24 protein-coding genes are annotated in these 26,998 nt (G+C 75.0%); 8 read left to right on the top strand and 16 right to left on the bottom strand.

The annotated features are described in order from the left end of the window. Positions 1–9 precede the first annotated feature (9 nt). From OG286_RS09120 to OG286_RS09130, 3 genes are all read right to left on the bottom strand, one after another. A complete protein-coding gene (locus OG286_RS09120; protein ID WP_396319926.1) occupies positions 10–597 on the bottom strand; it encodes a DUF4865 family protein in 588 nt (195 codons plus the stop codon). Positions 598–776: 179 nt separating this feature from the next. Continuing rightward, complete coding sequence (locus OG286_RS09125) at positions 777–1,346, bottom strand: TetR/AcrR family transcriptional regulator (protein ID WP_405362344.1); 570 nt, start codon at positions 1,344–1,346, stop codon at positions 777–779. A 249-nt stretch (positions 1,347–1,595) separates the two neighbouring features. Further along, positions 1,596–2,303, bottom strand: coding sequence for an LLM class flavin-dependent oxidoreductase (locus OG286_RS09130; protein ID WP_405365005.1), 708 nt, complete (start codon positions 2,301–2,303; stop codon positions 1,596–1,598). A 254-nt stretch (positions 2,304–2,557) separates the two neighbouring features. Here OG286_RS09130 and OG286_RS09135 point away from each other — a divergent pair, with 254 nt between their 5' ends. Then, a complete protein-coding gene (locus OG286_RS09135; protein WP_396319923.1) occupies positions 2,558–3,547 on the top strand; it encodes an aldo/keto reductase in 990 nt (329 codons plus the stop codon). On the opposite strand, the gene OG286_RS09140 is transcribed toward OG286_RS09135, so the two are convergent. After that, positions 3,537–4,277, bottom strand: coding sequence for a hypothetical protein (locus OG286_RS09140; RefSeq protein ID WP_396319922.1), 741 nt, complete (start codon positions 4,275–4,277; stop codon positions 3,537–3,539). The two genes, OG286_RS09135 and OG286_RS09140, sit on opposite strands and share 11 nt — an antisense overlap. 163 nt (positions 4,278–4,440) lie before the next feature. Between OG286_RS09140 and OG286_RS09145 the strand changes: the two genes are divergently transcribed. Beyond that, entirely contained in the window at positions 4,441–5,223 is a 783-nt protein-coding gene (locus OG286_RS09145) for an IclR family transcriptional regulator (protein ID WP_405362339.1), read from the top strand. A gap of 126 nt (positions 5,224–5,349) precedes the next feature. Here the strand turns inward: OG286_RS09145 and OG286_RS09150 are convergent, their stop codons facing one another. The 6 genes from OG286_RS09150 to OG286_RS09175 all read right to left on the bottom strand — a co-directional run bounded on the left by OG286_RS09150 (position 5,350) and on the right by OG286_RS09175 (position 11,766). Then, the gene (locus OG286_RS09150; protein ID WP_405362337.1) at positions 5,350–6,177 is read right to left on the bottom strand and encodes a winged helix-turn-helix domain-containing protein; all 828 of its coding nucleotides are present in this window, start codon (positions 6,175–6,177) and stop codon (positions 5,350–5,352) included. A gap of 84 nt (positions 6,178–6,261) precedes the next feature. Then, the gene (locus OG286_RS09155; protein ID WP_396319918.1) at positions 6,262–6,390 is read right to left on the bottom strand and encodes a hypothetical protein; all 129 of its coding nucleotides are present in this window, start codon (positions 6,388–6,390) and stop codon (positions 6,262–6,264) included. A gap of 892 nt (positions 6,391–7,282) precedes the next feature. Next, positions 7,283–7,831: a GTP-binding protein gene (locus OG286_RS09160; RefSeq protein ID WP_396319917.1), complete on the bottom strand. Its 549-nt coding sequence runs from the start codon at positions 7,829–7,831 to the stop codon at positions 7,283–7,285. A 103-nt stretch (positions 7,832–7,934) separates the two neighbouring features. Next, on the bottom strand, positions 7,935–8,414 hold the full coding sequence (locus OG286_RS09165; RefSeq protein ID WP_396319916.1) for a DUF742 domain-containing protein: 480 nt from the start codon (positions 8,412–8,414) through the stop codon (positions 7,935–7,937). Further along, the gene (locus OG286_RS09170) at positions 8,411–8,830 is read right to left on the bottom strand and encodes a roadblock/LC7 domain-containing protein (protein ID WP_396319915.1); all 420 of its coding nucleotides are present in this window, start codon (positions 8,828–8,830) and stop codon (positions 8,411–8,413) included. Before OG286_RS09170 ends, OG286_RS09165 begins: the two co-directional genes overlap by 4 nt. After that, the gene (locus OG286_RS09175) at positions 8,827–11,766 is read right to left on the bottom strand and encodes a nitrate- and nitrite sensing domain-containing protein (RefSeq protein WP_405365007.1); all 2,940 of its coding nucleotides are present in this window, start codon (positions 11,764–11,766) and stop codon (positions 8,827–8,829) included. Before OG286_RS09175 ends, OG286_RS09170 begins: the two co-directional genes overlap by 4 nt. Positions 11,767–12,268: 502 nt before the next feature. On the opposite strand from OG286_RS09175, the gene OG286_RS09180 reads away from it, so the two are divergent. Beyond that, a complete protein-coding gene (locus OG286_RS09180; RefSeq protein ID WP_405365009.1) occupies positions 12,269–14,101 on the top strand; it encodes an AMP-dependent synthetase/ligase in 1,833 nt (610 codons plus the stop codon). Between the two features lie 263 nt (positions 14,102–14,364). Further along, entirely contained in the window at positions 14,365–15,525 is a 1,161-nt protein-coding gene (locus tag OG286_RS09185; protein WP_405362332.1) for a polysaccharide deacetylase family protein, read from the top strand. Positions 15,526–15,599: 74 nt separating this feature from the next. Here the strand turns inward: OG286_RS09185 and OG286_RS09190 are convergent, their stop codons facing one another. Continuing rightward, positions 15,600–15,959 carry a hypothetical protein gene (locus OG286_RS09190; protein ID WP_396319911.1) on the bottom strand — a complete coding sequence of 120 codons (360 nt, stop codon included), beginning with the start codon at positions 15,957–15,959 and terminating at the stop codon, positions 15,600–15,602. A gap of 415 nt (positions 15,960–16,374) precedes the next feature. On the opposite strand from OG286_RS09190, the gene OG286_RS09195 reads away from it, so the two are divergent. Next, the gene (locus OG286_RS09195) at positions 16,375–17,253 is read left to right on the top strand and encodes a nitroreductase/quinone reductase family protein (RefSeq protein ID WP_405362330.1); all 879 of its coding nucleotides are present in this window, start codon (positions 16,375–16,377) and stop codon (positions 17,251–17,253) included. Between the two features lie 112 nt (positions 17,254–17,365). Here OG286_RS09195 and OG286_RS09200 read toward each other — a convergent pair whose 3' ends face one another. The 3 genes from OG286_RS09200 to OG286_RS09210 all read right to left on the bottom strand — a co-directional run bounded on the left by OG286_RS09200 (position 17,366) and on the right by OG286_RS09210 (position 20,434). After that, positions 17,366–18,166 carry an SGNH/GDSL hydrolase family protein gene (locus OG286_RS09200; RefSeq protein WP_396319909.1) on the bottom strand — a complete coding sequence of 267 codons (801 nt, stop codon included), beginning with the start codon at positions 18,164–18,166 and terminating at the stop codon, positions 17,366–17,368. A 367-nt stretch (positions 18,167–18,533) separates the two neighbouring features. Next, positions 18,534–19,334, bottom strand: coding sequence for a hypothetical protein (locus OG286_RS09205; RefSeq protein WP_405365011.1), 801 nt, complete (start codon positions 19,332–19,334; stop codon positions 18,534–18,536). Between the two features lie 206 nt (positions 19,335–19,540). Continuing rightward, positions 19,541–20,434, bottom strand: coding sequence for a hypothetical protein (locus OG286_RS09210; protein WP_396319907.1), 894 nt, complete (start codon positions 20,432–20,434; stop codon positions 19,541–19,543). Between the two features lie 538 nt (positions 20,435–20,972). Here OG286_RS09210 and OG286_RS09215 point away from each other — a divergent pair. Both OG286_RS09215 and OG286_RS09220 read left to right on the top strand, forming a co-directional pair. After that, complete coding sequence (locus OG286_RS09215) at positions 20,973–22,142, top strand: exonuclease SbcCD subunit D (RefSeq protein WP_405362325.1); 1,170 nt, start codon at positions 20,973–20,975, stop codon at positions 22,140–22,142. Beyond that, positions 22,139–25,195, top strand: coding sequence for an AAA family ATPase (locus tag OG286_RS09220; RefSeq protein ID WP_396319905.1), 3,057 nt, complete (start codon positions 22,139–22,141; stop codon positions 25,193–25,195). The genes OG286_RS09215 and OG286_RS09220 overlap by 4 nt, the downstream gene beginning before the upstream one ends. Before the next feature lie 87 nt (positions 25,196–25,282). On the opposite strand, the gene OG286_RS09225 is transcribed toward OG286_RS09220, so the two are convergent. Then, a complete protein-coding gene (locus OG286_RS09225; RefSeq protein WP_396320152.1) occupies positions 25,283–25,507 on the bottom strand; it encodes a hypothetical protein in 225 nt (74 codons plus the stop codon). Between the two features lie 290 nt (positions 25,508–25,797). On the opposite strand from OG286_RS09225, the gene OG286_RS09230 reads away from it, so the two are divergent. Continuing rightward, a complete protein-coding gene (locus OG286_RS09230; RefSeq protein WP_405362322.1) occupies positions 25,798–26,448 on the top strand; it encodes a DUF1990 family protein in 651 nt (216 codons plus the stop codon). A gap of 108 nt (positions 26,449–26,556) precedes the next feature. Here OG286_RS09230 and OG286_RS09235 read toward each other — a convergent pair whose 3' ends face one another. After that, positions 26,557–26,994 carry a YjbQ family protein gene (locus OG286_RS09235; RefSeq protein ID WP_396319903.1) on the bottom strand — a complete coding sequence of 146 codons (438 nt, stop codon included), beginning with the start codon at positions 26,992–26,994 and terminating at the stop codon, positions 26,557–26,559. Positions 26,995–26,998: the final 4 nt, after the last annotated feature.

Consider the following 26,998-nt stretch of genomic DNA (forward strand, 5'->3'; position numbering starts at 1 on the left):
GTGGTCCTTTCACCAGTGGCGCCCGGCGGGCAGCCGGTCGAGTTCGGGGCTGGACAGGTGCAGCACCTCGTAGCGGGTGCCGGGTTCGGCCTCGGGGGCCGCGCCGTCCCAGAGGGCGATGCGCAGCAGCTCCCAGCGGCTGGGGTCGACGGCGACCGCGGCCGTGTGCAGGGCGGGGTGGTCGGGCAGGGCGGCGAGGGCGGCCTCCACGGCCTCGGCCGGGTCGGCGCCCTCCGGGAGGCGTTCGATGTGGCGGGTGGCATGGCGGGTGGCGGTGACCGGGGCGTCCCGGGCGGGGCCGCGGCGCAGGCCGGTGCCGAGCCAGTGGCGGACGGCGGGGCGGCCGAAGTCCTGGCTCAGGCCGCGGAAGCCCGGCCCCCAGAGGAAGCTGTTCATGCCCTCGGGGGTGCGCCAGAGGTAGAACGGGGCGTACTCGTTGACGGGCGACCCGGCCCGGCCGCGCTCGCGGATCAGGTATGCCTTGAGGCCGAGGCCGGGGAAGGCGTCGAGCAGGTGGCCCTTGTCGGCGACTCGCTGACGGATGATCCCCATGTCGTGGTCGGCCGGGAGGATGATCTCGTACTGCATGGCGTGCACGGGCGGTCTCCCCGAGTCGTGACTCCGGGCCGGACGCGTCGGCCGGCCCGGCGGGCGGCGGGTGCTCCAAGGCGGGTGGCCCAGGCGGGTGGCCCAGGCGAGCGTCTCGGGCAGGCAGCTCAGGCGGGTGCGCCGGGCCGGTGCTTCACGCAGGTGCTTCGGCCGGGGCGATGGGCCGGTCAGCCGATGCGGTGGGCGGCGAGCAGGCCGAGGACGCCGCGGACGGCCTGTTCGAACGGCTCGGCGGTGCCGGCGGCCCGGGCGAGGACGTACCCGCCCTGGACGACGGCGACCACGGCGGCGGCGGTGTCGGCCGGGTCGGCGGCGGAGGTGAGCTCACCGGCGGCCTGCCCCTCGGCGACCACCTCGGCGAGACGGCCGCGCAGCCAGTCGAAGGTCTCCTCGACGGGTGCGCGCAGCTGTGGGTCGGCGATGACGTCCGGGTCCTGGGCCATCCGCCCCAACCGGCAGCCGCGCAGCACCTCGCGTTCGCGGTGCAGGTAGGCGGCGATCCGGTCGTAGGCGGTGCCGGGGCCGGCCAGGTCGGCCTCGGCGATCGCCCGCATCTGCTCGGCGCTGCGGCGCAGGGCGGCGGCGGCGAGGCCGGGCTTGCCGGTGAAGTGGTGGTACATGCTGCCCTGGCCGACGCCGGCGTGCTGCTGGATGGCCTTGGGGCTGGTGCCGACGTAGCCGCGCTCCCAGAGGAGTTCCTGGGTGCTCTCGATGAGGCGGTCCTGGGTTGCTGCCATGCGGATCACTGTACATACCTGTAGGTACAGTGTCCATACCAGTGGGTACAGAAGCCCGGGGCTCGTGAAACGCCGATGGGCCGTGGGCCGCCACCCGGCGGTCCACGGCCCCGCGTGATCACCGCCCCCGGGACCCAGCGCGGCATTCACCGCGCCAGGGAGGCGCGCGCCACCCGGAGGAACGATCGGGCGGCGGCGGCCGGAGCCGCGCCCGGGCCGACGATGCCGGAGCGTCATGTCCACTGGTGGTCACGGCAGTTCACGGCGGATCACCGAGGGGACCTCGCTCGCGAACAGCTCCGGTTGCTCGCGCTGCACCTCCTCGGTGAGCAAGTCCACGCCGATGCCGACCACCTCGTTGCCGAAGGCCTCGTGGTAGCGGTGGATCTTCTCGATCACCTGCTGCGAACTGCCGACCAGCGCCGAACCGCGCTCCACCGCGTCCTCCAGCGACGTGAACGGCGAGTTGTTGTGCTTGCCGGCCGCGGAGTTGAACAGTGCGTCCCAGTAAGGGCGGAAGCCCTCGACGGCATCCTGCGAGCGCCGGGCGATGAACAGGCCGCCGAAGCCGGTGCCGACCCTGGCGTCCCTCGGGTCGTGACCGTGGTGCTCCCAGCGCTCGCGGTAGTGGTCGACCAGCGCCTTGTACTTCGCCAGCGGGTGAAAGGAGTTGGCGGAGAACAGCGGGCCCCCGGAGCGGGCGGCGAGATCGGTGGACTGCTCGCTGGTGGCGCTGCCGTACCGGACCGGGATCGGATCCTGGAACGGGCGCGGCGAGGTGGTCACCTCCGTGAGCGGCGGCCGGGTGGACCCGTCCCAGCTGACCTTCTCCTCACGCCAGAGCCGGTGCAGCAGTCCGTAGTTCTCGGCCAGCGCGTCCCACTGGCGCTCCTCCGGCAGGCCGAACAGGTCGAAGTGGCGCGGGTCGTTGCCCTTGCCGATGATCAGCGCTCGCACGGGGGCAGCACCGGGGGGCAGGGACGCGCGGAGGTCGGCTCTCGGGCGTAGGTCGCCTCTCGGGCGGTGTCAGCGCGCGGCGGGGCGCGGGCCGCGGAGGCTGCCGGGGCGACAACAGCGCAGGGGCGCGGCACGGTCGGACACCCCCGCTCCCCCCTTCGCCTCGCACACACACGATCCCCCGCGAGCACAGGCACCGGTCGGGAGCGGGGCAAGAGCTTGATCCCGGCCGCCGGACTGGCAGGATGTCCGCCATGACCTACCTCGCCGCGGATGACCGCTATGCCTCGATGACCTACCGCCGGGCCGGCCGCAGTGGCGTCCAGCTGCCCGCCGTCTCGCTGGGTCTGTGGCACAACTTCGGTGACACCCAGCCCCTCGACGTGCAGCGGGCGGTACTGCGCCGCGCGTTCGACCGGGGCATCACCCACTTCGACCTGGCGAACAACTACGGCCCGCCGTACGGCAGTGCCGAGCGCAACTTCGGCTACCTGTTCGCGCAGGACTTCCGCCCGTACCGGGACGAGCTGTTCATCGCGAGCAAGGCGGGCTGGGACATGTGGCCGGGCCCGTACGGCGACGGCGGCAGCCGCAAGTACCTGCTGGCCAGTCTGGACCAGTCGCTGGGCCGGATGGGCCTGGACTACGTGGACGTCTTCTACTCGCACCGCCACGACCCGGACACTCCGCTGGAGGAGACCATGGGCGCGCTGGACTCGGCGGTGCGCTCGGGCAAGGCCCTGTACGCGGGCATCTCCAACTACCCGGCCGCGCAGCACCGGGAGGCGGTGGCGATCCTCCGCGACCTGGGCACGCCGGTCCTGATGAACCAGTCCGCGTACTCGATCCTCAACCGGTCCGTGGAGGACGACGTCCTCGACGCGGTCGGCGACACCGGGACCAGCCTGATCGCCTACTCGCCGCTCGCCCAGGGCCTGCTGACCGACCGCTACCTCTCCGGCGAGGTGCCGGCGGGTTCGCGGATGTCGGTCGGCCACTTCCTCAAGGAGGAGGCGCTGACCGGCGCCAAGCTGGAGCAGTTGCGGGCCCTGGACAAGGTGGCCGAACGTCGCGGCCAGACCCTCGCCCAGCTGGCGCTCTCGTGGGTGCTGCGGGACGAGCGTGTGGTGTCGGTGATCATCGGCGCCAGCAGCGTCAAGCAGCTCGACCAGAACATCGACGCGCTGAACGGCGGCCCGCTGACCGCCGAGGAGCTGGCGGAGATCGACGCCCTCAGCCGCTGAACTCCGGGCGGGCCCCGGCGGGTTGCGCGGGGCCCGGCGGGGTCGCGCGGGGTGGCCCGCCCCTCCTCGGTCCACCCCGCGACCGCACTCCGACCGGGCAGCCGGGCAGGCCGCGCACGCCGGGGCCGTGACCCGCCGGGCGCCGGGCGTTGTACCGTCCGCACACGTCCTTCGAGACCCCGGGAGTCCCCGTGCGGACGATCCTCCTGCGCACCCCGGCTTGATGGGCGCGTCGTTCTTCACCAGGATGCCCTCGCCCACCCCGTCGGGTGCGGTCTGGGCGAACAGCTTGAAGCCGGGCTTCTGGGCGAGCGAGGAAGCGGGCGACCAGCTCCGGGCGGTCGTCCAGCAGCCGCTGGTGGACGGTGACCGGGCGCGGCGTGCCGTTGTTGACCCGGGCGCGGCGGTCCGGCGCGGCGTCCAGCGCCCCCTTGACGTAGACGGCGTCCACGGCGCCGTCGCGCAGCGCGGCCGGCTCGGCCGCCCACTGCCCGCCAGCGGGCAGGGCCGGGAGGTCCACCAGCTCCGCGTCGTCCGGGGTGAGTCCGGCCACCGACAGTGCACCGTGCAGGCCGGCCAGTGCCATCGCCCGCCAGAAATCGATGCCGATCCCATCAAGTGGAACGGCGAGCCGCAGGCTGCGCAGCTGCCCGGGCGCGGCGATCCCGCCGCCGGAGCGGACCAGGACGATTGGGCGGGGCTGTCCGGAGCGATGCGCCGAGCGTTCCACGGCGCGGGAGCACGAAGCAAGCTTTTGCCACATGATGGGATCGCTTGTTCGTGAACGCCATTCCATTGCAACGCCATCGACACAATTCCGAAGCATCGGCTGCCCTACTCTGGGGACCGACTTCGGTGAACCGGCCGGAGCGCCGGACAGAACGCGAGGTGCCATGGCCGAGGCCGCCACCGCCGTCCAGAGCCCGCCGGCCGGCGCACAGGCCGTCCAGCGGGCCCTGGGGCTGCTGCACTGCTTCCACGACAACGGCCCCGAGCTGAGCGCCTCGGACCTGGCCCGCCGGATGGGACTGTCGGTCTCCACCGCGCACCGGCTGGCCCGCACCCTGGTGAGCGCCGCGTTCCTGGAGCAGGACGAGCAGACCGCCCGGTACCGGCTCGGCCCGGCCGTCGCCGAACTCGGCCAACTCAGTTTTCACCAGCGCGGGCTGCACCTCGCCGCTCCCGAGCTCGGCCTGCTCGCCAGGCGCACCGGCGCCACCGCGGACCTGGCGATCCGCAGCGGTCCGCACGCGGTGATCCTGGTCGGTGCCTCGGTCCGCCCGGACACCGGGCTCGGCCTGCGCCGGCCGCTGCACTCGACGGCGCTGGGCAAGGTCCTGCTGGCCTGGCCGCGCCCCGGCGACCCGGGGGCGGCGGCGATCGGCCCGCTGCAACCGTTCACCGACCGGACGATCACCGAACCGGATCTGCTGGCCGAGGAGTTGGTGAAGGTCCGCGCCGCGGGCTTCGCGCTCAACGACGGCGAGTCGGCCACCGGGGTCCGGACCGTGGCGGTGCCGGTACTGGACAGCGGCGGGCAGGCCCGGTTCGCGCTGGCCGTCCGCTCGACCCCGGCGCACCTCACCGACGACCGGCTGGACTGGTTCCTCGGGCACGCGCGGACCTGCGCGGGCGCACTGGCCGTCCTGCTGCTGCCACCGGACCAGCGCGCCTGAACGACAGGGCCGGGCCGGCACTCCCGGCCGGGCTGGAACGACGGTGCGGGCCGGGCGTTCAGGGGGAACGCCCGGCCCGCACCGGCAGGGTTCAGCGGCGGCTCGCGCGCGTGTCCGCGCCCGGCTTCACGCCACCGGGGTGTACTTGTAGCCGACCCGACGGACCGTCACGATGCTGTCCCGGTGGGCCGATCCGAGCTTGCGACGCAGGCGCGCCACGTGCACGTCCACCGTGCGGCCGTCGCCGACGTGGCCGTAACCCCAGACGGCGGAGACCAGGTGGTCGCGGGTGTGCACGCGCTGCGGGTGCTCGGTCAGGTGGGCCAGCAGCTCGAACTCCAGGTAGGTGAGGTCGAGCAACCGCCCATCGACGTAAGCGTTGCGGCGCTCCACGTCGACGGTGATGCCGCGGCCGGCGGGCCGGACCGGGCGGACGACAGCAGGCCCGTTGGACGGGACCGCCGACGGCACCCGGACGCCACCGGTAGCGGCGGAGACCGTCGCAGTCGCACCGACGGAGGGCGAGTCGGCCGGAGCCGACCCGGTCTCGGCGGGCACCAGGACGAGGTACCCGACCATCGAGTGGCCGTTCGCACCGCCGAGCTGCGCACCGAGCTGCGCACCGAACTGGGCGCCGTACTGGGCCAGCAGGGCCTGCGGCAGCGCACCCTGGGGGAGAGCGGCGACCACGGTGGCCCCCTCCGGCAGTGCGGCGAGCAGGGCCTGCGGGGCCGGGGCTCCCGGCGCGACCGCGGCCACTGCCGCTGCCGCGGTGTGCGACGGGGTGGCCGCCGGGCGCTGCTGGACGGACGAGTGCTGCGGGCTGATGGCGTGCTGCGGACCGGCCTGGTGCTGGCCGTGCCATCGGTCGGCGGTTGAGGGGACGGAGCGGACCGCGCGCAGGTGCGGGGTCGCGGCGGGCAGGGGAAGGGTGGCCGTGGAGGAAGAAGACATGGTGCCGCTCATTTCGCGCGTGTGACGGACGGGGTGGAGTCGTCTGCGCGTCGACCGGGCGTACTGCCGGGGGCTGATCAGAAGTCAGCGGGCGGAGTGCCGGGACGCGCTGGGCGAACCCGGACACGTCTGGTCGAACAGGTGCGGCTGCCGGGACGGCCAGAACGGCTCGAGGTCGAGGTGACCTCGGCTGCTGTCCACGACGTTGCTCATGCGCCCATTCAACCATGCGAACGGACCATTGCTCCGCACGCGGTGCATCGCCCCCGGCACGCGGACGGGACCGGCAACGGCTCTGGTGCCGGCGACGGCGACGGGGGTGGAGGTGGGGAAGACGAGGTTCACTGGTGCTCTCCGCGAGGCGGGCCTTGGCCACGGCCGTAGGCCGGACGGGGCGCTGTCCGATAAGGCCGGGTCGACGAATTGACGGATCGTCAGGAGGTGAATGGGGCGGTGACCCGGCGACCGCTACCGGAGGGGGCGGGGCACGCGGGGCCGGCCGGGAGATCCGTCGGAACAGCGGGGACGGGCTGGTCCGTCACCGACAACAGGCGCTGCAGATCAACGCGTGGTCGATGTACCGGCGGATCGTCAGCGCCGGGGTGACCGGAGTGCGGGCGGGTGCGGCTGCTGCGCGTCGCTGGTCGACGGTCACGGTGCTGCCCCTCCCCTGGTTCCCGAACGTCCTGGCCGAACGTCCTGGCCGAACGCCATAGCCGGACATCCCTTGCCGGACGCCCTTCTCGGACATCCCTTGCGGCATGCGGTACATCGTTGCCGTGGTGCGCCCCGGTGCCTGCACTGCGGCGTCCTGCGCGGTGCCCCTTCGGGCGCCCCGGGACATCCCGACAGCAGGTCCGGGCGGCCTTCGAGGACAGAGCCTTCCACGCCGTGCCGGTCAAGGCAACCTCCCGGCCACAGAACGTCCGGGATGCGGACGCCCGGATGAGACGGCGGACTCCCGAGCCCCGTCCGACCGCCCGACCGACCGACCGCCCGACCGCCCGACCGACCGCCCGACCGCCCGACCGCCCGTCCGTCCGTCCGTCCGTCCGTCCGTCCGTCCGTCGAAGCGTCGCCCGTCGAAGCGTCGCCCGCCCCTCCGTCAGACCCGTGCGGGAGCGCCCCGGCGTCGGTCCGCGGCGTGTTCGACCAGCGTGACCAGGAGTTCCTTCCCGTCCTCGCGCCGGCGCGCATCGCACAGCACCACCGGGATGCCCGGGTCCAGATCGAGCGCGTCCCGGACCTCCTCCGTCGTGAACGCCTCGGTGCCGTCGAAGCAGTTCACCGCCACCACGAAGGGGATACCGCGCTGCTCGAAGAAGTCCACCGACGGGAAGCAGTCCGCCAACCGCCGGGTGTCGGCGAGCACCACGGCGCCGAGCGAACCGCGCGCCAGCTCGTCCCAGACGAACCAGAACCGGTCCTGGCCCGGCGTGCCGAACAGGTAGAGGGCGAGCCCGGGCCGCAGGTCGATCCGGCCGAAGTCCATCGCCACGGTGGTGGTGCGCTTGGCCTCCACGCCCGAGGTGTCGTCCACCGGGCGGCCGAGCTCGCTCAGCTCCTCCTCGGTGCGCAGCGGACGGATCTCGCTCACCGAGCCGACCAGCGTCGTCTTGCCCGCGCCGAAGCCGCCGGCGACCAGGATCTTCACGGCGACACCCGGACCGCCCCGCCACTGCGGGTCACCGGCGTGCCCCCGTCCCTCGGCTTGCCGGTGTCCCCGGTGTCCCTCGTGTTCCTCGCGGGGCGGGTGGTCAGAGCGCACGGAGTCCATTGATCACGTCTCGCAGCAGGCGCTCGTCCGGCAGCTCGGCGAGCGGAACGGGTCGGGTGACGCTGATCAGCTCGGCGTCGTAGAGGTCACCGAGCAGGACGCGGACCACACTGACCGGAAGGTCGGTGTAGGAGCCGAGTTCTGCGACGGACAGCGGCTCCCGGCGGCACCAGGCCAGGATGGTCTGGTGCTCCGGGTCGAGCACGTGCGCGGGCACGGCGCCCGCGGACGGCCCGGGCTCGGCGGCGGTGACCAGCGAGATCAGGTCGAACAGACCGTCCTCGACCGGCCGGGTGCGGCCCCGGGTCATCGAGTAGAGCCGCACCACCGGCCCGGCGTCGTCGTCGAACCAGCGGTCGTCGACCGGGGTGCGCGCCCGGAACAGGTCGACGTCGGGCTCGTCCCCGCCCGGGTCGTCCTGTTCGCGCGTCGGCTCCTCCTCCGCCATCGGGCCGCTCATCTCCCCGGCGGGGCGACTTCGGTGCGTGGCTCGGCGGCCAGGTGCTCGCCGACCCGCTTGACCAGCAGGGCCATCTCGTAGGCGATCTGGCCGATGTCGGCCTCGGCCTCGCTCAGCACCGCCAGGCAGCTGCCGTCGCCGGCCGCGGTGATGAAGAGGAACGCCTCGTCGAGCTCCACCATGGTCTGGCGGACGCCGCCGACCTTGAAGTGGCCGCCGGCGCCCTTGGCCAGGCTGTGGAAGCCGGCCGCCACGGCGGCGAGGTGCTCGGCGTCCTCGCGGTCGAGGTCGCGGGAGGCGCCGGTGGCCAGCCCGTCGCTGGACAGGATCACCGCGTGCCGCAGGGCCGCGACGCGACCCACCAGGTCGTCCAGGAGCCAGTTGAGGTCCCCGGATGACTGCGTCGAAGTGGTCATGAATCTGTTCCTTCCGCTGGAGCGGGTGGTGCGGGTGGTGCAGACACTGCAGGTGGTGCGGGTACTGCGGTTGGTGAGGGTGTCGACGACGGCGTCCGGGCCGCGCGCGGCGCCGGGGGTGCGGACGGCATGCGGCGGGCCAGCGGCGCCGAGCCGGTCGCGGGCGGGGCGGGCAGCGCGGCCGGGGCGGGCGCCGGGCTGATCGCCCGTCGGGCCGGGTCCGGGGGCAGCCAGGCGGGTACGGCGACGGGCCGGGCGGGCGGGTTCGCCGGCGCGGTCCCGGTGCCGGTGCCGGTGGTGACTCCGGCGCCGCGTCCACGGGTGAAGCCGCGCTGGAACGAGGCGAAGGTCGCCCGCGCCTCCTCGGGCGAGCGCTCCCGGATGCTCTCGGCACCACCCGAGCCCGGAGAGGCGTCCTGGGCGGCGCGCTCGCGCAACTGCGGCGCGAGGCTCGCCTGGCGCACCCGGCGCGGCAGCGGGCCGGGGCCCGCGGGCGCGCCGCCCGCCGGAGCGGCGCCGGCAGGGCCGGAGGCGGCGGGCGCAAGTACAGCGGCAGGGACAGCTGCGGCGGCCGGGGCAGGCGCAGCGGCAAGCGAAGGTACGGCGGCGGGCGCCGGGACGGGTCCAGCGGCAGGCGCAGGTACGGCCGCCGGGGCAGTCGCGGCCGCCTCATCGCGGCGGTGGCGGCCGGTGCCCGGAGAGTCCTCGTCGCCGGGCGTCGGCACCAGCACCGGACCGCTCTTGGTCCGGGAGCGCCTCGGCAGCCCGCCCGGAGTGCGGGCCGGTTCGGGCGCCGACGGGCGCGGCCCGCCGCTCACCCGGTGCCGCCCGCCCTGGCCGGCCGCGGCGACCGGGCCGCCACCCGCCGCGCCGCCGGCACGGCCGTCGTCGCCCTCGTCGCTCAGCGCCGGCACCGCGACCAGGTCGCGCTGGCCCCGCCGGGCGGGCACCGCGCGCTGCGCCGTACCGGCAGCGCCGGTGGCACCCGAAGCACCCGAAGCGGCGACGCCCCCTCCCGAGGGCGGCTCCGGCAGTCCGTCCGGCGCCTCCGCCAGCAGCTCGCGCGGGATCAGCACCACCGCCGTCGTCCCCCCGTACGGCGAGGGCCGCAGGTGGACCCGGATACCGTGCCGGCGGGCCAGCCGGCTGACCACGAAGAGGCCGAGCCGGTCGGTGTCGGCGAGGTCGAACTCCTGCTCCACGGCAAGGCGTTCGTTGATCTCGGCGAGCGCCTGCTCGCTCAGCCCGAGGCCGCGGTCGTCGACCTCCAGCGCGAAGCCGTGCGCCACCACCTCGCCCTGGACGGTCACCTGGGTGTTGGGCGGGGAGAACACGGCGGCGTTCTCGACCAGTTCGGCCACCAGGTGGGTGACGTCGGCGACCGCACTGCCGAGCAGGCCGGTGCCGGGGAACGGCCGGACGGTCACCCGGGCGTAGTCCTCCACCTCGCCGACGGCGGCGCGGACCACGTCCACCATCCGCACCGGCTTGCGCCAGGCCCGGCCCGGCGAGCCGCCGGCCAGGATGATCAGGCCCTCGGCGTGGCGGCGCATCCGCGTGGTGAGGTGGTCGACCTTGAAGAGGTCCTCCAGCTCCGCCGGGTCCTCGGTGCGGCGCTCCATGGTGTCGAGCAGGGTCAGCTGGCGGTGCAGCAGCACCTGGCTGCGCCGGGCCAGGTTGACGAAGACCGCGGAGACGCCGCGCCGCAGGTCGGCCTGTTCGACGGCGGCCTCGACGGCGGCCCGCTGCACGGCGTTGATCGCCCGCCCGACCTGGCCGACCTCGGCCGGGCCGAACTCCAGCTCGGGTGCCTCCGCCGCGACGTCCACCGCCTCGCCCCTGCGCAGCCGCAGCATCACCGAGGGCAGGCGGGTGCCGGCCAGCTCGTTGGCCGCGTTGCGCAGGCCGATCAGCTCGCGGGCCATGCCGCGGCCGATGCGGTAGGAGATCATCACCGACAGCACCACGGCGATCAGGCCGATCGCACCGGCGATGCCGCCGCGCCAGAGCATGCCGATGGCGTAGGAGCGTTCGCGGTCGCCGATCGCCACGGCGAGGCGGCTGTTGATCGCGGCGAGGTCGCCCAGGGCCCGGTCCGCGGTCTCCCGCCAGGAGTCGCCGTTGATCGCCTGGACCACCCGGTCCGGCCCGCCCGCGCCGACGAAGTCCGCCTCGGCGCGGGCCAGCGCCGCCCAGGCCTCGCCGCCGCGCAGGGCGATGTAGTCGGTCTGGTCGGCCGGTTCGAGCTCGGCGATGTAGACGGTGAACAGCGCCTGCTGGTTGTGCAGGGCGTCCAGCGCGACCTGGTACTGCTCGGCCGTGGGCCGCCCGGTGGCGGTGCGCAGCCCCTCCATCGCCGCGTCCTCCTGCGCGAGGTACTCACGGGCGCGCGCCAGCTCGATCAGGATCGTTCCCTGGCGCGGAAGTTGGCCGCTCTGCCGGGCGACGAAGGCGGACCGGAAGCTGAAGGTGGGCTTGACGAGGTCGCTGTACTGGCCGAGCGCGAACTCCCAGTTGAGTGCCGCGCGGTTGACCTGGCCACGCAGCGGGGCGAGCTGGTCCGCGGCGGCGAGGATCTGCACGTAGCGCCCGCGCTGCGCGGTGTCGAGCCGGCCGCCGCTGCTGTCCTTCTTCTGCCGCAGCACGGCGAGGCCCTGGTCGGTGGCGGCCTGGGCGTGCTCGAAGGCGTCCCGGGCGGCCCGCGAGGCCGGGTCGGCCAGCCGCTGGACGGCGGCGCGGCGCTCGTTCTGCAGGTCGGCCGCGTACTGGTCGACCGGTGTCCCGAACTCCTTGTACGTACTGCTGACCTCCAGCCGGCTCCAGACGTCTCCGGTGGTGGCGAGCGTCGCGTAGGCCCACAGGGCGGTCAGGGCGACGATGGGCACCAGGAGCAGCGCGATGATCTTCGCGCGGATCGAGCTGCTGCGCAGACGCATGGAGTCCTCGGTCGGGAAGTGCCAGGCGCGGACGGGGAGCGGTTCGAGGGACGGACGGGACGACGGGACGGGCGGGACGACAATACGGGCGGAACAGGCGGAACGACGGTACTGCAGGGCGGGTCGGGCGGGCGGTCGGTCGGCACATCAGGCCTGGCCGGGAGCTCCCGGCCGCAGGTCTGCGAGAGCCTACTACGCCCTGACCACTCGTTCGAGGGTCGAACCCGCCCTCCCCCCGCCCTCGCCCCGATCCCGTCCGGATCATCCCTGACGTCCCGGATTCACCCACTCCCCCGCCCGTCCCACGCCGCCCCGGCCGCGGCCCGCTACGGCACTTTCCCTACGAGCCGGTGCCGATCTCGTGGCGCCATGGTCACAACCCTGGGCAGTGACAGAGCAATCCGATAGTTTCGCTCCCACCTGCCCGACCGGTCAGCGCGCCGCCGATCCGGACGCCCGAACGGGCCCGGCAGGCAGGGGCCGCAACGGGATCGGGGGCAATGTGCGCGAGTTCACCACCCCCGCACCGGCCGGCCCCCCGGCCAGTGGCGGACTGGCCGACTCGCTCTACGACGCCGCCGAACGCACGCCCGGACTGATCCAGCTGGCCCGCCTGGACGGTTCCGGCCGGGAATGGCGCGAGGTCACCGCGACGGTCTTCCGGGACGAGGTGCTGGCGCTCGCCAAGGGCCTGCTCACCCGCGGCGTCCGCTACGGCGACCGGGTCGCGATGATGTCCCGCACCCGCTACGAGTGGACGCTGTTCGACTACGCACTCTGGTCGATCGGCGCGATCCCCGTCCCGGTCTACCCGACGGCGGCGGCCGAGCAGGTGCGCTGGATCCTGGCCGAGACCCAGGCGGTGGCCTGCGTGGTGGAGGACGAGGACCACGCCATGACGGTCGGCGCGGTCTGCGACGCGCTGCCGGACCTCACCGGGATCTGGCAGCTGGACCGCGGCTGCGTCGCCGCGATCACCGAGGACGGGCGCGGCGTGCCGGACTCGCTCGTCCACCGCCAGCGGCTCGGCGTCGCGGCGGCGAACATCGCCACCGTCGTCTACACCTCGGGCACCACCGGCCGGCCCAAGGGCTGCCTGCTCACCCACGCCAACCTGGCCGCCGCGGCCGACGCCCTGCTCGACGGCTGGGGCGACGTCCTCCGGGACACCGGCTGCGGCAGCCAGCCGTCGACCCTGCTCTTCCTCCCGCTGGCGCACGTCTACGGCCGGATGGTGCAGGTCGCGGCGGTCCGCGGCGGCTTCCGGATCGGGCACGTCCCCGACGTCACCACCGAGGCCCTGCTGCCCGCGATGGCCTCCTACCGGCCGACCTTCCTGCACGTCGTCCCGTACATCTTCGAGAAGATCTTCCAGCGGGCCCGGCGGGCCGCCGAGGAGTCCGGGCGCGGCGAACTCTTCGAGCAGGCCCGGCAGGTGGCCGTCGAGTGGGCCGCCGCCCGCGAGCAGCGCACGCTCGGCCGCGGCCCCGGCCCCGGGCCCAAGCTGCGGCTGCGCCACCTTGCGTACGAGCGGACCGTCTACCAGCGGCTGCGCGCGGTGCTCGGCGGCCGGGTGCGCGGTGTGATGTGCGGCGGCTCCTCGCTCGGCCGGGAGCTCGGCCTCTTCTTCACCGGCATCGGTCTCGACCTGTACGAGGGGTACGGCCTCACCGAGACCTCCGCCGCGATCACCGCCAATCCGGCCGGGCGGCAGAAGCTCGGCACGGTCGGCCGGCCGGTGCCCGGCGCCACCGTGGCGATCGCCGACGACGGCGAGGTCTGGGTCCGCGGCTCCGGCGTCTTCGACGGCTACCTCAACCACCCGCAGTGCACGGCCGAGGCGCTGTACGACGGCTGGTTCGGCACCGGGGACCTGGGCAGCCTGGACGACGACGGCTACCTCACCATCACCGGCCGCAAGAAGGACCTGATCGTCACCAGCAGCGGCAAGAACCTCGCCCCGGGCGCCCTGGAGGAGCGGGTCCAGGCGCATCCGCTGGTCTCCCAGTGCCTGGTGGTCGGCGACGACCGCCCGTACGTGGCCGCGCTGATCACGCTGGACCCGGCGGCGCTGGCGCACTGGCTGAAGTCACACGGCCGCGAGCAGCTGGACCAGCGGGCGGTGCTCACCGACGAGCAACTGCACGCCGAGATCCAGCGGGCGGTGGGCGCCGCCAACACCGCCGTCTCGCGCGCCGAGTCGATCCGCGCGTTCCGGCTGCTGCCAAGGGAGTTCGGTGTGGAGCAGGGGCTGCTGACGCCGTCCCTGAAGCTGCGTCGCTCGGCGATCACGGAGTACTACGGGCAGGACATCGAGGATCTGTACGCCCCCTGACGGTGCGTCTCGTCCCTTTTGCCGCATGGCGGATGACATCTGCTGCTTCGGCACGCGGGAGCGCGCGGTTCACCCGTCATTCCCTTGACGATCCGAGTGGTCCAGTCCATTGTTCTGCCACGGTCCGCGTGCGGCACGCCGACGGCTCCCATCCCTCGGGGAGCGCTCCACCCCGTTCCACCCGCCCTCCCCACGGGCGTGGTCCCCCACGGCCCCCACGGCCCCACGGCCCCACGGCCCCACGCAGGAGTCCTCACGTGTCCATGTCCTCACGCCTGTCCGCGATCTCGCGCCGGTCCTCACGCCTGTCCGCGCTGGCCGCCTGCGCCTCGCTCGCCGTCTGCGGCCTCGCCGCCCCGGCGTCCGCCGAGCCTGCCGCGCCTGCCGCACCCGTCGCCCCGACGGTCAACCTGGCGACCAACCCCGGGTTCGAGATCCCCGCCTCCTCGCTGGCCGACTGGGGCAGCGTCCCCGGCTGGCGCTGCACCGGCGGCCCCGCCGAGGCGGCCCTCACCACCGCCGCCCCGCACTCGGGCGGCTCCGCCCTGGCCGTCACCCCAGCGGGCGACGACTCCAACGGCGAGTGCGCCCAGACCGTCTCCGTTCAGCCCGACACCACGTACACCGCCTCGGCGTGGGTCCGCGGCACATTCGTCTACCTGGGCGCCACCGGTACCGGCCGCGACGTCGCCCCCGCCTGGACCGAGACCACCGACGGCGGCTGGCAGCAGCTGACCACCCGGTTCACCACCGGCCCCGGCGCGCGCACCGTCCGGCTCTACGTCCACGGCTGGTACCAGCAGAGCCCGTTCGCCGTCGACGACGTCCGGGTGGACGGCCCGGCCCCCACCCCCGCGACCGGCTCGGGCTCGGTGCCGACCAGCGACAAGGTGGTCTTCTTCACCGTGGACGACGGCTGGCAGCGCACCCCCGAGGCGGAGAGGTTCATCGCCGACCACAAGCTGCCGATCACCGCCTTCCCGCTGCCGATGCCGGCCGCCACCGACCCCGACTTCTTCCGGCGCGTCACCGCCGTCCCCGGCTCGTCGATCCAGGACCACAGCATCTCCCACACCGACCTGACCACGCTCTCGCCCGCCGAGCAGCAGGTCGAGATCTGCGACGCCCGGGACTCCCTGACCCGCGCCTTCGGCACCACCCCGACCGTCTTCCGCCCGCCGTACTTCGCGTGGAACGCCGACACCCTGCAGGCCGCCGCCATTTGCGGCATCCGCACCGTCCTGACGGCGGACGCCGACTTCAGCTGGGGCGCCTCCGACATCTGGCACGAGGGCACCCTGTCGCCCGGCGACGTCGTCCTGATGCACTGGACCGACACCCTCGCCACCGACCTCCAGCGCGCCCTCGCCGCCGCCGACGCGGCCGGCCTCAAGCCCGCCGGGCTGGCCTCCTACCTGCACTGACCGCTGCGGGGCCGCTCCGCCGATCCCGGGGGGACCGGCAGAACGGCCCCGCGGCACCCCCGGCCTGACGGCGACTACGGCCGGACACCGAGGACCTGCCACACCCAGCCGTCGAGCAGCCCGCCGAAGACGCGGGCCGAGGTGATGCCCTGAGCCGGGATCGCGCCGACCTCACCACCGGACAGATGGTCGACGTCGGCCCAGCCGCCCCGGAAGAGGACCACCAGCAGCTCGGTCTCCGCCGGGCCGGAGAGGTGGATCCCGACGGAATCCGGATCGGCCACCCGGGCCCGGTCCGTCTCCAGGGGCTGCGGCCACCGGGCGAGCCCGTCCCGCCAGGTGACCGGGCGGACCACCAGGCCGGCCGCCCGCCACCGGTCGACCCGTGCAGCCGACTCCTCGGCCGCCGCGTCCACATCGACATGACGTTCCATGCCGGGATCATCCGCCAGCCACCGCGGGCCGGGCACCCGGCTTTTCGCGGCACCGGCCGACGCCCCTGGCGATCTTGCTCGTTGACAGGTGACGGGGCGGGTGGCTCTAATGTGAGGCGTGCAGCGCGGCGTCGGCCAAAGAGAACTGGGCCGGCCGACAGCCGGGCAAGCACCTTCCACAGAGGGACGATGCGCGATGAGCACCTACTCCGCTTCCCTTGTCTGACCTCAGCAGCTTCGGCGGCGTCCGCGTGACGGCTTTCGTCCTCGGCTGCTGAGCCTCCGGGCTCCGGCCTCCCACCTGCTCACGCATTGCTGCACCGCTCCGCACGTCTGTGCCGATCCGTGCAGCTCTCTACAGCGCCGCCTGTGGCCTTTCGCTCCCCATGTTCACGTCCGGAGAATCCACAGGAGTATGCCCATGTCTTTCAATCAAGCGATCATCGAGGAATTCCGCGCCAACGCGGCCAAGGTCGGCGGCCCCTTCGAGGGCGGAGACCTGCTCCTGCTGACCACCGTCGGCGCCCGGTCCGGACAGGAGCACACCGTGCCGCTCGGCTACGTCCGGGCGGACGGGCTGCTGCTGGTCGTCGCCTCGGCGGCCGGGGCTCCGGAGCACCCGCAGTGGTACCGCAACCTGCTCGCCCGGCCGGCGGTGCGGGTGGAGCTCGGGACGGAGGTGTTCGATGCGGTCGCGGTGCCGGCCGAGGGCGCCCGGCGGGACCGGCTGTTCGAGGCGGTGGCGCGGGTGGCGCCCGGGTACGGCGACTACCAGGCGCAGACCGCACGGCTGCTGCCGGTCGTGGTGCTGGAGCAGTCCGCGACCGAGCCGCGTGAGGTGGCCACCCTCGCGGACAAGCTGCTGGAGGCGCACACCTGGCTGCGCGCCCAGCTGCGGCACGTCCGGGCGGAGACCGAGGCGCACTTCGCGGCCGGACCCGCGGGCGACGGCCGGCCGCCGGGCCTCGGGCTGCAGATCCGGCAGCACTGCCTCGCGCTTTGCGAGGGGCTGACCCACCATCACACCGGCGAGCAGGCGGCGATCTTCCCCGCGCTGGCGCGGAGCCACCCGCAGCTGCGGGGGACGCTCGCGCGGCTGGGCGAGGAACACCGCTCGGTCGGCCGGATCAAGGACGAGCTGGTGGGGCTGCTCGCCGGGATCGGGGTGGCCGAACCGGAGCGGTTCCGGGCGGAGCTGGCGCGGATGTCGGCCGAGCTGGAGGCGCACCTGGACCACGAGGAGCAGGAGCTGCTGCCGGTGCTCGCCGGCATCCCGTTCCCGCCGAGGCGCTGAGTCGCCGCGCCCCGCCGGCCCCCGCCCCATTGCCGGGGTGGGGGGGACCGGCGGTGCGCAGCCGGAACCGGCGGGCGGAGCCGGAACCGGCGGGCGCCCGGCTCCGGTCCGGTTACACCTGCGCGGAGAACACCGGCAGGTAGCCGCCCGAGTGACCGGAGGCCTTCGGGTGGTAGCTCTCGTCGATGGGCAGGGTGGTGCTGTTCAGCCAGGTGGTGCCGGAACCGCAGATCTCGTGCTCGGTGAAGATGCTCCGGACGTCACCGAAGGCGAAGCCCGCGTTGGCGGCACGCTTGGCGATGACGCCGTCCAGGACGTCCGCCGCGCTGTTGATGGCGGAGCGTTTGGTGTCGCCGATGCCGAAGATGCAGCTTCCGCCGATCTTGTAGAGGTGGGGGTAGCCCAGAACGACCACGTGGGCGTTGGGGGCCTTGGCGTGGATCGCCGCGTAGACCTGGTCGAGCAGGCCGGGCAGGGTGTTGGTGGCGTAGTTCTTCGCGGTGGCGACGGCGTTGAGGCAGGCACTGTCGGAGTCCAGCACGCAGGTCTGCATGGTGCTGGCGAAGCCCGCGTCGTTGCCGCCGATGCTGATGCTGACCAGCGTGGTGCCGGAGTTCAGCACCGAGAGCTGGTTGTTGAGAACGTCACCGGTTCTGGCGCCGGAACAGGCGACGAAGGAGAAGGACGACGGCGCGTGCGCGTTCTTCCAGAGGTAGGGGTAGGCGTTGGTGCTCCGCTTGCAGCTTCCGCTCTCGCTCGTGTAGCTGCCGGCACCGACACCGGAGGCGTAGGAGTCGCCCAGGGCGGCGTAGTTGACGCCGGCTGCGTGGGCGGACGAGGCGGTGAAGAGGGTGGACAGGGTGAGGAGCGCCGCGAAGGCGGCGACGGACATGGAGCGAGTGGGGCGCAGCATGACACCTCCAGGGAGTGACGTGAGTCACAGAATTTGATACCAGGCAGTAGGTATCCCGGGAAGTGGTCATGCCAAGGCAATTGACGGTCAGTCTGACGACCGTGAGGTGAACTAGCCTGCAGGCAGGGGAAAGTGCGCCGGTCAGGCACCCGCGGAGCACCCTGGGGCGCCCCACGGCAAGTCACTCATTCGGAGGACCACACTCGGCCGGAGGGCCGTCCCGATCCGACGGCGAGGTCCACCGGCGAGGCCCACCGGCGTGCCGGCGCGGCGGCGCGGCGGCGTGGACTGCGCGCGGCTCGAAGCCCTGACCGCCGATCAGGTGTGCTGCCCCGCCGGGGGCGACGCGCGGCGTCCGGTCGGAGGTTCACTCCCCGCCGGGGCGGGTCGCACCGGCGCCCCGGTAGGACGCGCCGGGGTGGGCCGTGCCGGGGTGAACCGAACTGGGTCGGACGGCACCGGGGTTGACGGCGCCGGGGCCAACCGCGCCGGAATGAGCGGCACCGGGCTGGGCTCCGCCGGGCTGGGCGGCGGCCCCGCCCAGGTGGACCACTCCTGGGAAGACCGCGCCCGGGAAGACCTCGCAGCCCTCGTCCGGCAGCTCCTCGATCGTCTCGTTGGCGGCCGCGGGCACGCCGAGCCACCGGACGCCGGCCGACACCGCCGCCCGGGCCTGCCGCAGGCCTGGCGCACCCCAGCCGAGCAGCTCGACCGCGAGGCCGGGCGCGACCAGCAACCGCCGGTAGTGCCGCCCGGAGGCCGGGTCCGGCGCGCTGGGGCCGACGGCCCGCAGCGCCGCGGCCATCCGGACCCGTGCACACTCGTGCCCGCCGTTGGCCGAGCCCACCCGGTCGTAGAGGTAGCCGAGGTAGTGCGGCGTGCCGATCAGCGCCTGGGCCTCCTCGGCCGCCTCGCGGGCCAGGGCGGAGCCCGGATCACCGGCGTCCTCGGGCTCCAGCGAGCCGCCGGGGAGCGAGACGATGCCGTCCCTGGGGTTGACCAGGGTCAGCACCCGGCCGTCCGGTGCGAACAGCCAGCCCCACGACTGCTTGACCGGCAGCCCGTCGGGCACCCGCTCGGCCGGCCGCCAGGGCCAGCCTGCGGTGGGACGCCGTCGCACCTTGCCGAGCAGCTCGGCGATCTCCGCGCTGTACTCGATCCGGCTCATGCGTCCCCCCTTTCGGTGTCGGGCTCGCCGGACCGGCGGTGCGCGGGGAGGACCTGCGGTGCGCGGTTCGGGGCGGAGCGGCCGGAGCGGCGGCGTGGGGTACCGCCGGCTCCTGCTGTTGATCTTCCCCGAAATCTTCCCCGAACAGGCGGTCGATGAACAGTCCCCAGCGCCGCTTGGTGGACACGGAGGCCCGAAGTACCTGGTCAGCCCACGGCCTCACCACCCTCCTCACGCGCCCCGCCGGCACCCGGTGGCCCGGCGCCCCGCGGCCCGTCGGGCGGCACCGCGCCCGGCAGCGCGAAGCCCGGCAGCGGGACGGCGCCCGGCGGGAACGGCATGCCCCGGCCCACGTCGTCGGCGAGCGAGTCGAACACCTCCTGGGCACTCATCGGCGCCAACCGGCCGCCCTCCAGGGCCCAGCCGCGCACCGCCTGGCCGCCGGGCGCGGCCGGGTCGCCATGCAGCAGCAGCGCGCCCGCGCCACCGACGGCCACGCCCGCCGCCAGCGTGACGCAGAACGCCTCGGTGTCCCGGCCGGCGTCGAGCAGGCGGCCGCCCCGGACCCGGACGTCCGCGGCGGCGGTGAGCTGCTCGCCGTCCTCCGGGCCGTGGCAGCGCAGGGTCAGCAGGTGGCGCCCCTCGCCGGCGCCCTCGGCCAGCGCCAGGTAGACGGAGGTGACGTACGTCATCACCGCCACCAGCCCCGGCCGCCCGGCCGGGCCCTCCCCGAGCGCGTCCAGCAGCGCGGTGCAGCCGACGGTGATCCGCACCCTGGCCCGGTGGTCGTCGGCCAGCGCCGGGAGCAGCTCGGTCAGCCGTTCCCCCGCGTAGACGAAGGGCTCGCCGGCCAGCTCCGGGTCGGCGGCGTAGGCGACGCACGCGGCCGCTCCCGCGGGATCGAAGCCGAGGGCCTCGCAGTAGTCCTCGTAGTCGGCCGGGTCGAGCACCCTCAGGTGCACCTCGACCCCCTGCCCGCACAGGGCTCTGAGCTGGGACTCCGTCCGGCGCAGGTACTCCCGGAAGGCAAGGCCTCCGAACAGTCCGAGGCGGGCCAGGCCGGAGAAGTCGGCCTGACGGACGGCCAGGGCGACCGCCACCGGCAGCGGCGGCGGCGCGCCGCGCGCACGGCCCCGCTGCCGCGCTCTGCCGCCGGGCCCGCCCGGGCCACCGGCGCCGCCGGGAGTGCCCCGGCCCCCGCCGCCCGCACCGCCGCGCGGAGGCCGGCCGCCACCCCTCCCGTCGGACGGCGGACCGCCCGGCGGACCGCCCGGCAGACCGCCCGAAGGACCGCCGCCGCCCGGCCCGCCCGGGCCCGGCCGCCGCGCCGACACCCTCCCGGGCCGCCTCCCGGAGACCCTCCCGGGCGGCGGCGGCACCGGGCGGCTGCCCGCGGCCGCCCCCGCATTGGCGCGCACCCGCCGCACCACGGGCTCGGCGAGGTCGAAGAACTGGGACTGCACGGACATGGTTCCTCCCACGAGGTCGTGCCGGTCGCTCCCGAGCGGCGCCGGCGATCGCGACCATACACACCGTCACCGACAATCCACCGAGAGCGACCACCGGCCGCCCCGGACGGGACCCCCGGGTCCCCTGTTCACGCCGCGTTGTCAGTGCCGGACGTTAGGGTCGGGGACCATGCGACTGCTGCATACCTCCGACTGGCATCTCGGGCGCTCCTTCCACCGGGAGAGCCTGCACGACGCCCAGCGCGCCTTCCTGGACCACCTCGTGGCGGTGGTCCGGGCCGAGCGCGTCGACGCCGTGCTGGTCGCCGGCGACGTGTACGACCGGGCGCTGCCGGGCCTCGAGGCGGTCGCCCTGTTCGACGACGTGCTGCACCGGCTGGCCGGGCTGGGCGTGCCCACGGTGTTCATCAGTGGCAACCACGACTCGGCCCGCCGGCTGGGCGTGGGCGCCGGCCTGATCGGCCGGGCCGGCATCCACCTGCGGACGGACCCGGGCGAGTGCGCGGTGCCCGTCCTGCTGGCCGACGAGCACGGGCCCGTGGCCGTCTACGGGCTGCCCTACCTGGAGCCGACCCTGGTCCGCGAGCAGTTCGGGCTGGCGCGCGGCGGCCACGCGGCGGTGCTCGGCGCGGCAATGGACGCCGTCCGGGCCGATCTCGCGGCCCGCCCGGACGGCACCCGCGCGGTGGTGCTGGCGCACGCCTTCGTCACCGGTGGCGCCCCCAGCGACAGCGAGCGGGACATCGCGGTCGGCGGCGTCGCCTCCGTGCCCGCATCCGTCTTCGACGGCGTGCACTACGCCGCGCTCGGCCACCTGCACGGCTGCCAGACCCTCGCCCCCCACCTGCGCTACAGCGGCTCCCCGCTCGCCTACTCGTTCTCCGAGGCCGGGCAGCGCAAGACGATGTGGCTGGTCGACCTTGCCGCGGACGGTTCGGTCACCGCCGAGCGGGCCGACTGCCCGCAGCCGCGCCCGCTGGCCTGCCTGCGCGGCCGGCTGGACGAGCTGCTCACCGACGAGAGGTACGCCGAGTACGAGCAGTCCTGGGTGCAGGCGACGCTCACCGATCCGGGCCGCCCCGGCGAGCCGATGGAGCAGCTGCGCCGGCGCTTCCCGCACACCCTCCAGCTGCTGTTCGACCCCGAGGAGAGCGGGACCGTCCCCTCCCCGTCGTACGCGGCGCGGGTGAGCGGGCGGGCCGACCTGGATATCGCCGAGGGCTTCCTGCGACACGTCCGCCCCGGCGCCGAGCCTGACCCGGACGAGCTGGGCTGGCTGCGCGAGGGCTTCGAGACCGTCCGGGAGACCGGCGACCGGAAGGCGGAGCTTCCCCGATGAGGCTGCACCAACTCACCGTCACCGCCTTCGGCCCGTTCGCCGGCACCGAGACGGTGGACTTCGACGCGCTCGCCGCCGGAGGTCTCTTCCTGCTGCGCGGGGCGACGGGCGCCGGAAAGAGCAGCGTGCTGGACGCCGTCTGCTACGCGCTCTACGGCGAGGTGCCCGGCACGCGCCGGGTCAACCGGCTGCGCAGCGACCATGCCGACCCCCGGCGGCTGACCGAGGTCCGGCTGGAGCTGACGCTCGGCGGGCGCAGGCTCCAGATCACCCGCCTCCCGGAGCAGCTGCGGCCGAAGAAGGTCGGCACGGGGACGACCGTCGAGCGGGCCCAGACGCTGCTGCGCGAGTGGTCCGCGGACGGCTCCGGCAGCGGCGACGGCACACCCGGCTGGCGGGCCGTCAGCAAGTCGCACCAGGAGGCCGGGGAGGAGATCCACCGCCTGGTCGGGATGAGCCGGGACCAGTTCTGCCAGGTGGTGCTGCTGCCGCAGGGCGACTTCGCGCGCTTCCTCAAGGCCGACTCGGAGGAGCGCAGCAAGCTGCTGCGGCGGCTGTTCGACACCGAGCGGTTCCAGCACGTGGAGTCCTGGCTGGCCGAGCAGCGGCGGGCCCAGGAGGCCGCCGTCCAGGCCGGGCGCCGCCGGCTGCGGGACTTGGCCAGCAAAGCCGAGCAGGCGGCCGGCCCGCAGGCCGAGCCGGCCACCGGCTGGGTGCCCGGCGAGGACGGGCCGGCCCAGGCCGCCGACCTCACCGCAGGCGTGCTCGGCTGGGCCGCGATCCTGCGCAGCGGCGCCGCCGAGCAGCTCGCCGTGGCGGACGCCGCGCTGGCCGGAGCCGAGGCCGGCCACCGCGCGGCCCAGCTCGCCCGGGCCGCCGCCGAGGAGCTGGCCGGCCGGCAGCGGCGCCACCAGGCGGCGGCGCAGGACGCGGCGCGCCTCACCGCGAGCGGTCCGGCGGTCGAGCACGACCGCCGCCGGCTGGCCGACGCCCAGGCGGCCGTCGGGGTGGAGTCGGTTCTGCACCTGCGCCGAGCCGCCGCCGAGGCCCACCGGCTGGCCGCCCAGGAGGAGCGCCTCCGCCGCGAGGCGCTGGCCTGCGCACCCGGCGGCGAGGGCGCCGAGCCGGCCCGGGCCGGGGTCGAGGAGCTGGCCGCGGCCGAACAGCGGCTGCGGGCCGAGGTCGTCCGACTGGAGGCGGCCCAGGCCGACGAGCGGCGGTGCGCGGCGCTCGGCCGTGAGCAGGCCTCGCTGGACGCGGACCGGCGCCGGGCCGAGGAGCTCGCCGAGGAGGCGGCCGACTGGCTGGCCGAGTTCGACGGCCGGCTCGCCACGCTTCAGGAGGAGCAGACCGCCGCCCGGGAGGCCGGCACGCGCGTCGAGCAACTGGACGTCCGGCACGGCGAGATGACGGAGCGACTGGCCGCCGCCCGCCGCCGGGACGGCCTCCGGGCGGAGATCGGGGCGGCCGAGCCGCGCGCGCTCGCCCGGCGCGCCGAGGCGCTGGACGCCCGCGAGCACAGCCAGGACATCCGGGAGCGCCGGCTCACCGGCATGGCCGCCGAGCTGGCGGAGCAGCTCCGGTCGGGCGAGGCCTGCCGGGTCTGCGGTTCGCCGGAGCACCCGGAGCCGGCCAGGCCGGCCGGCGGGCAGGTCGGCGCGGCGGACGAGGAGCGTGCCCGTGCCGCTCAGGCGGCGGCCGAGCAGGCGGCCGACGCCGCCGAACGCGAGCTCGCGGACCTCCGGGTGCGCGAGGCGGCCGCCGCCGGCGCGGCCGGGCCCGAGAGCGTCGGGGCCCTCGCCGAGGCGCTCGCCACGCTGGAGCGGGAGCGCCGGGAGGCGCTGCGGTCGGCGGAGGGGCTGGGCCCCGTCACCCGCCAGATCGAGCGGCTGACGGAGGACCGGAACCGCCGGCTCGCCGAGCTGCGCGACGCCGGTGAGCGCACGGCGGCGCTCACCGCGCGGATCGAGGCGCTCGGCACCGAGCGGGAGGGGCTCGACCACCGGGTCGCGGCCGCCCGGGGAGACGCGCCCTCGGTGGCCGACCGGGCCGCGGCGCTGGCCCGCCTCGCCGGGGCCGTGGCGGCGGTCGCCGAGGCGGCGCGGGCTACCCGGGCGGCCGCCGGGCGGCTGGAGGAGGCCTCCGGGGAGCTGGCCCGGGCCGCCGAGGCGGCCGGGTTCCCGGGCCCGGAGGAGGCCGCTGCCGTCCTGCTGCCGCGGGAGCAGCGAGAGCAGCTCGACGGCCGGCTCAAGCGGTACCACGCGGAGCTGGCCTCGGCGCAGCAGCAGCTCACCGAGCCGGAGCTGGCCGCGGCCGCGGCCCGCCCCCCGGCGGACGTTCCGGGCGCGCAGTCCCGGCTCCACGCGGCCGTCGACCGGCTGCGCCGGGCGCACGCGGCGCAGGAGGCGGCCCGCGAGCGTGGCGGGGCGCTCGCGGCGATCGGCCGGGAGCTGTCGGAGCTGGCCGCCTCGCTGGCCCCGGCCCTGGACCGGTTCGGCCGGATCAACCGGCTCGCCGCGCTCACCGCCGGCACCTCGGCGGAGAACCGGCTGCGGATGCGCCTGGAGTCGTACGTGCTGGCGGCACGCCTGGAGCAGGTGGCGGCGGCGGCCAGCGACCGGCTGGTGCGGATGTCGGGCGGCCGGTACACCCTCGTCCACAGCGACGACCGGGGCACCGGCACCAAGCGCTCGGGCCTGGCCCTGCGCGTGGTGGACGCCTGGACCGGCACCGAGCGGGACACCGCGACGCTCTCCGGCGGCGAGAGCTTCTTCGCCTCGCTGGCCCTCGCCCTCGGCCTGGCCGACGTGGTCACGGACGAAGCGGGCGGCATGCCGCTGGACACGCTCTTCATCGACGAGGGCTTCGGCACGCTGGACGAACAGGCGCTGGAGGAGGTGATGGACGTCCTCGACGGCCTCCGGGAGCGGGACCGCGCGGTCGGCATCGTCAGTCACGTCGCCGACCTGAGGTCCCGGATCCCGGCGCAGCTGCTCGTCCGCAAGGGCCGGAACGGCTCCACCCTCGCCCTGGCCGGCCGGGAGGACGCCTGACGAGGAGTTGAGGAGAGGGGGATCCCGGATCCCGGATCCCGGGAACGACGGACAGGTAGGAAAGGGTGGGGGCAGGTACCGGCGGGGTCAGCCGGAGCAGGCGATCCGCTGTGCCTGCTGCCAGGCGCAGACCGGGCAGAGCGTGGTGCCCGGGTGGTCGGCGGGCAGCTCGGTCGGCTCGCCGCAGAGCACGCAGTCCGCGCGCGGACCGGTCAGCCCGGGATCGTGCGCCAGCGCGGCCTGCGCCACCTCGGCCCCGGCCGGGGCCAGGACGCACACCAGGCCGTCGCCGTCCGCCACCGAGCCGTCCATCGCCGCGCCGTCCGCAGTCGAGTCGTCCGCAGTCGAGTCGTCCGCCACCGAGCCGGCCGTCACCGCGCCGTCCGCAGTCGAGTCGTCCGCCGCCGCGCTGCCGGCCCTCACAGCTGCCGTCACGCCCACCGTCGCGTCCACCGCCACCGAGTCGCCCGCCGCCGCTGCTTCGCTGCTCATGCCGCCTTCCTACTCCGCTCACGCACCCGGCCGCAAGGCCACCCGTGGCGCCCCGGCGACGGACCGGACCCGCGGCGTTCCCGGTCCAGGGCCTCCCGTACGGTGGCCCCGTGCCTGCCGACCTCGCCCAGATCCTGGCCTCCGCCCGCGCCGCCTCGCCGAGCTACCCCGAGGTGGGCGCCACCCGGGGGCCCCGGCTGCCGGCCGGGTACGCGCAGCTGCGGCGGCGCGTCCACCTCGGTCACGGGCCCGCCGTGCTGGAGCGGGCCGGGCGGTATGTGCTCGGCTGGGGCTGCCAGCTCGGCACCGGCTTCGCCGTCCACCCGTACGCGTCGGCCGAGGAGGGCGCGACCGTCCTGCTGCGGCTGAGCCCGCCCCGGCTGCGGTGGCCCCGCGTGGTGATCCCCTGCCGGGTGATCTGGACGGTGGACGAGCCGGACCGGATCGGCTTCGCCTACGGGACGCTGCCCGGGCACCCGGAGTGCGGCGAGGAGGCGTTCCTGGTGAGCATGGACGCGACGGGCGAGGTCTGGTTCGAGGTCACGGCGTTCGCCCGGCTCGCCGCCTGGTACGCGCGGCTCGGCCGCCCGGTGGCGGTGCTCTGCCAGTACCTGGCGATCGAGCGCTATCTCGCCGCGGTGGCCGCCGCCGTCACCGACCTTCCCGCCGTCACCGGCCTTCCCGCCGTCGCCGGCCTTCCCGCCGTCGCCGACCTCTCCCCGGCCCTGGGCGAAGCCACAGAAACCACAGAAGCCGGGTAGCCGAGGCCACCGGGCCACCCCGGCCAGCGCGAAAGCCGGGCCACCGGGCCCACCGAGGCGACCGCGACAGCCCCTCAACCCCTCAGCCCGTCACGCCCGTCACGCCCGTCAGCCGAGGAAGGACAGCCGGACCGTCCGGTGCGGGTTGTCGCCGTTGGTGTCGATCAGGACGACCGACTGCCAGACGCCCAGCGCGAGTTGGCCGCCGATCACCGGCAGCGTGGCGTGCGGGGCGACCAGGCCGGGGACGACGTGGTCGCGCCCGTGGCCGGGGCTGCCGTGCCGGTGGCGCCAGCGGTCGTCCGCGGGGAGCAGGTCGCGAAGGACGGCGAGGAAGTCGGAGTCGCTGCCCGAACCGGTCTCCAGTACCGCGATGCCGGCCGTGGCGTGCGGCACGAAGACGTTGAGCAGGCCGTCGCGCCCGGCGGCCCGGTCGTTGAGGAACTCGGCGCAGCGGTCGGTGATGTCGAGTGCGACCTCACGGCTGCCCGTGGTGATCTCGATGGTGGTGGTGTGGAAGGGGCTGGAGTGGGTGTTGTCCGCCATGCCG

Source organism: Kitasatospora sp. NBC_00039, from assembly GCF_045160625.1.
Taxonomy (GTDB): Bacteria; Actinomycetota; Actinomycetes; order Streptomycetales; family Streptomycetaceae; genus Kitasatospora.

Excerpts from the sequence above, each read along its gene's own strand:
- OG286_RS09125 (WP_405362344.1), bottom strand. The coding sequence starts at position 1,346 with ATGGCAGCAACCCAGGACCGCCTCATCGAGAGCACCCAGGAACTCCTC.
- OG286_RS09135 (WP_396319923.1), top strand. The coding sequence starts at position 2,558 with ATGACCTACCTCGCCGCGGATGACCGCTATGCCTCGATGACCTACCGC.
- OG286_RS09145 (WP_405362339.1), top strand. The coding sequence starts at position 4,441 with ATGGCCGAGGCCGCCACCGCCGTCCAGAGCCCGCCGGCCGGCGCACAG.
- OG286_RS09150 (WP_405362337.1), bottom strand. The coding sequence starts at position 6,177 with ATGTCTTCTTCCTCCACGGCCACCCTTCCCCTGCCCGCCGCGACCCCG.
- OG286_RS09155 (WP_396319918.1), bottom strand. The coding sequence starts at position 6,390 with ATGAGCAACGTCGTGGACAGCAGCCGAGGTCACCTCGACCTCGAGCCG.
- OG286_RS09165 (WP_396319916.1), bottom strand. The coding sequence starts at position 8,414 with ATGAGCGGCCCGATGGCGGAGGAGGAGCCGACGCGCGAACAGGACGAC.
- OG286_RS09170 (WP_396319915.1), bottom strand. The coding sequence starts at position 8,830 with ATGACCACTTCGACGCAGTCATCCGGGGACCTCAACTGGCTCCTGGAC.
- OG286_RS09175 (WP_405365007.1), bottom strand. The coding sequence starts at position 11,766 with ATGCGTCTGCGCAGCAGCTCGATCCGCGCGAAGATCATCGCGCTGCTC.
- OG286_RS09185 (WP_405362332.1), top strand. The coding sequence starts at position 14,365 with ATGTCCTCACGCCTGTCCGCGATCTCGCGCCGGTCCTCACGCCTGTCC.
- OG286_RS09190 (WP_396319911.1), bottom strand. The coding sequence starts at position 15,959 with ATGGAACGTCATGTCGATGTGGACGCGGCGGCCGAGGAGTCGGCTGCA.
- OG286_RS09195 (WP_405362330.1), top strand. The coding sequence starts at position 16,375 with ATGCCCATGTCTTTCAATCAAGCGATCATCGAGGAATTCCGCGCCAAC.
- OG286_RS09200 (WP_396319909.1), bottom strand. The coding sequence starts at position 18,166 with ATGCTGCGCCCCACTCGCTCCATGTCCGTCGCCGCCTTCGCGGCGCTC.
- OG286_RS09205 (WP_405365011.1), bottom strand. The coding sequence starts at position 19,334 with ATGAGCCGGATCGAGTACAGCGCGGAGATCGCCGAGCTGCTCGGCAAG.
- OG286_RS09215 (WP_405362325.1), top strand. The coding sequence starts at position 20,973 with ATGCGACTGCTGCATACCTCCGACTGGCATCTCGGGCGCTCCTTCCAC.
- OG286_RS09220 (WP_396319905.1), top strand. The coding sequence starts at position 22,139 with ATGAGGCTGCACCAACTCACCGTCACCGCCTTCGGCCCGTTCGCCGGC.
- OG286_RS09225 (WP_396320152.1), bottom strand. The coding sequence starts at position 25,507 with ATGGACGGCTCGGTGGCGGACGGCGACGGCCTGGTGTGCGTCCTGGCC.
- OG286_RS09235 (WP_396319903.1), bottom strand. The coding sequence starts at position 26,994 with ATGGCGGACAACACCCACTCCAGCCCCTTCCACACCACCACCATCGAG.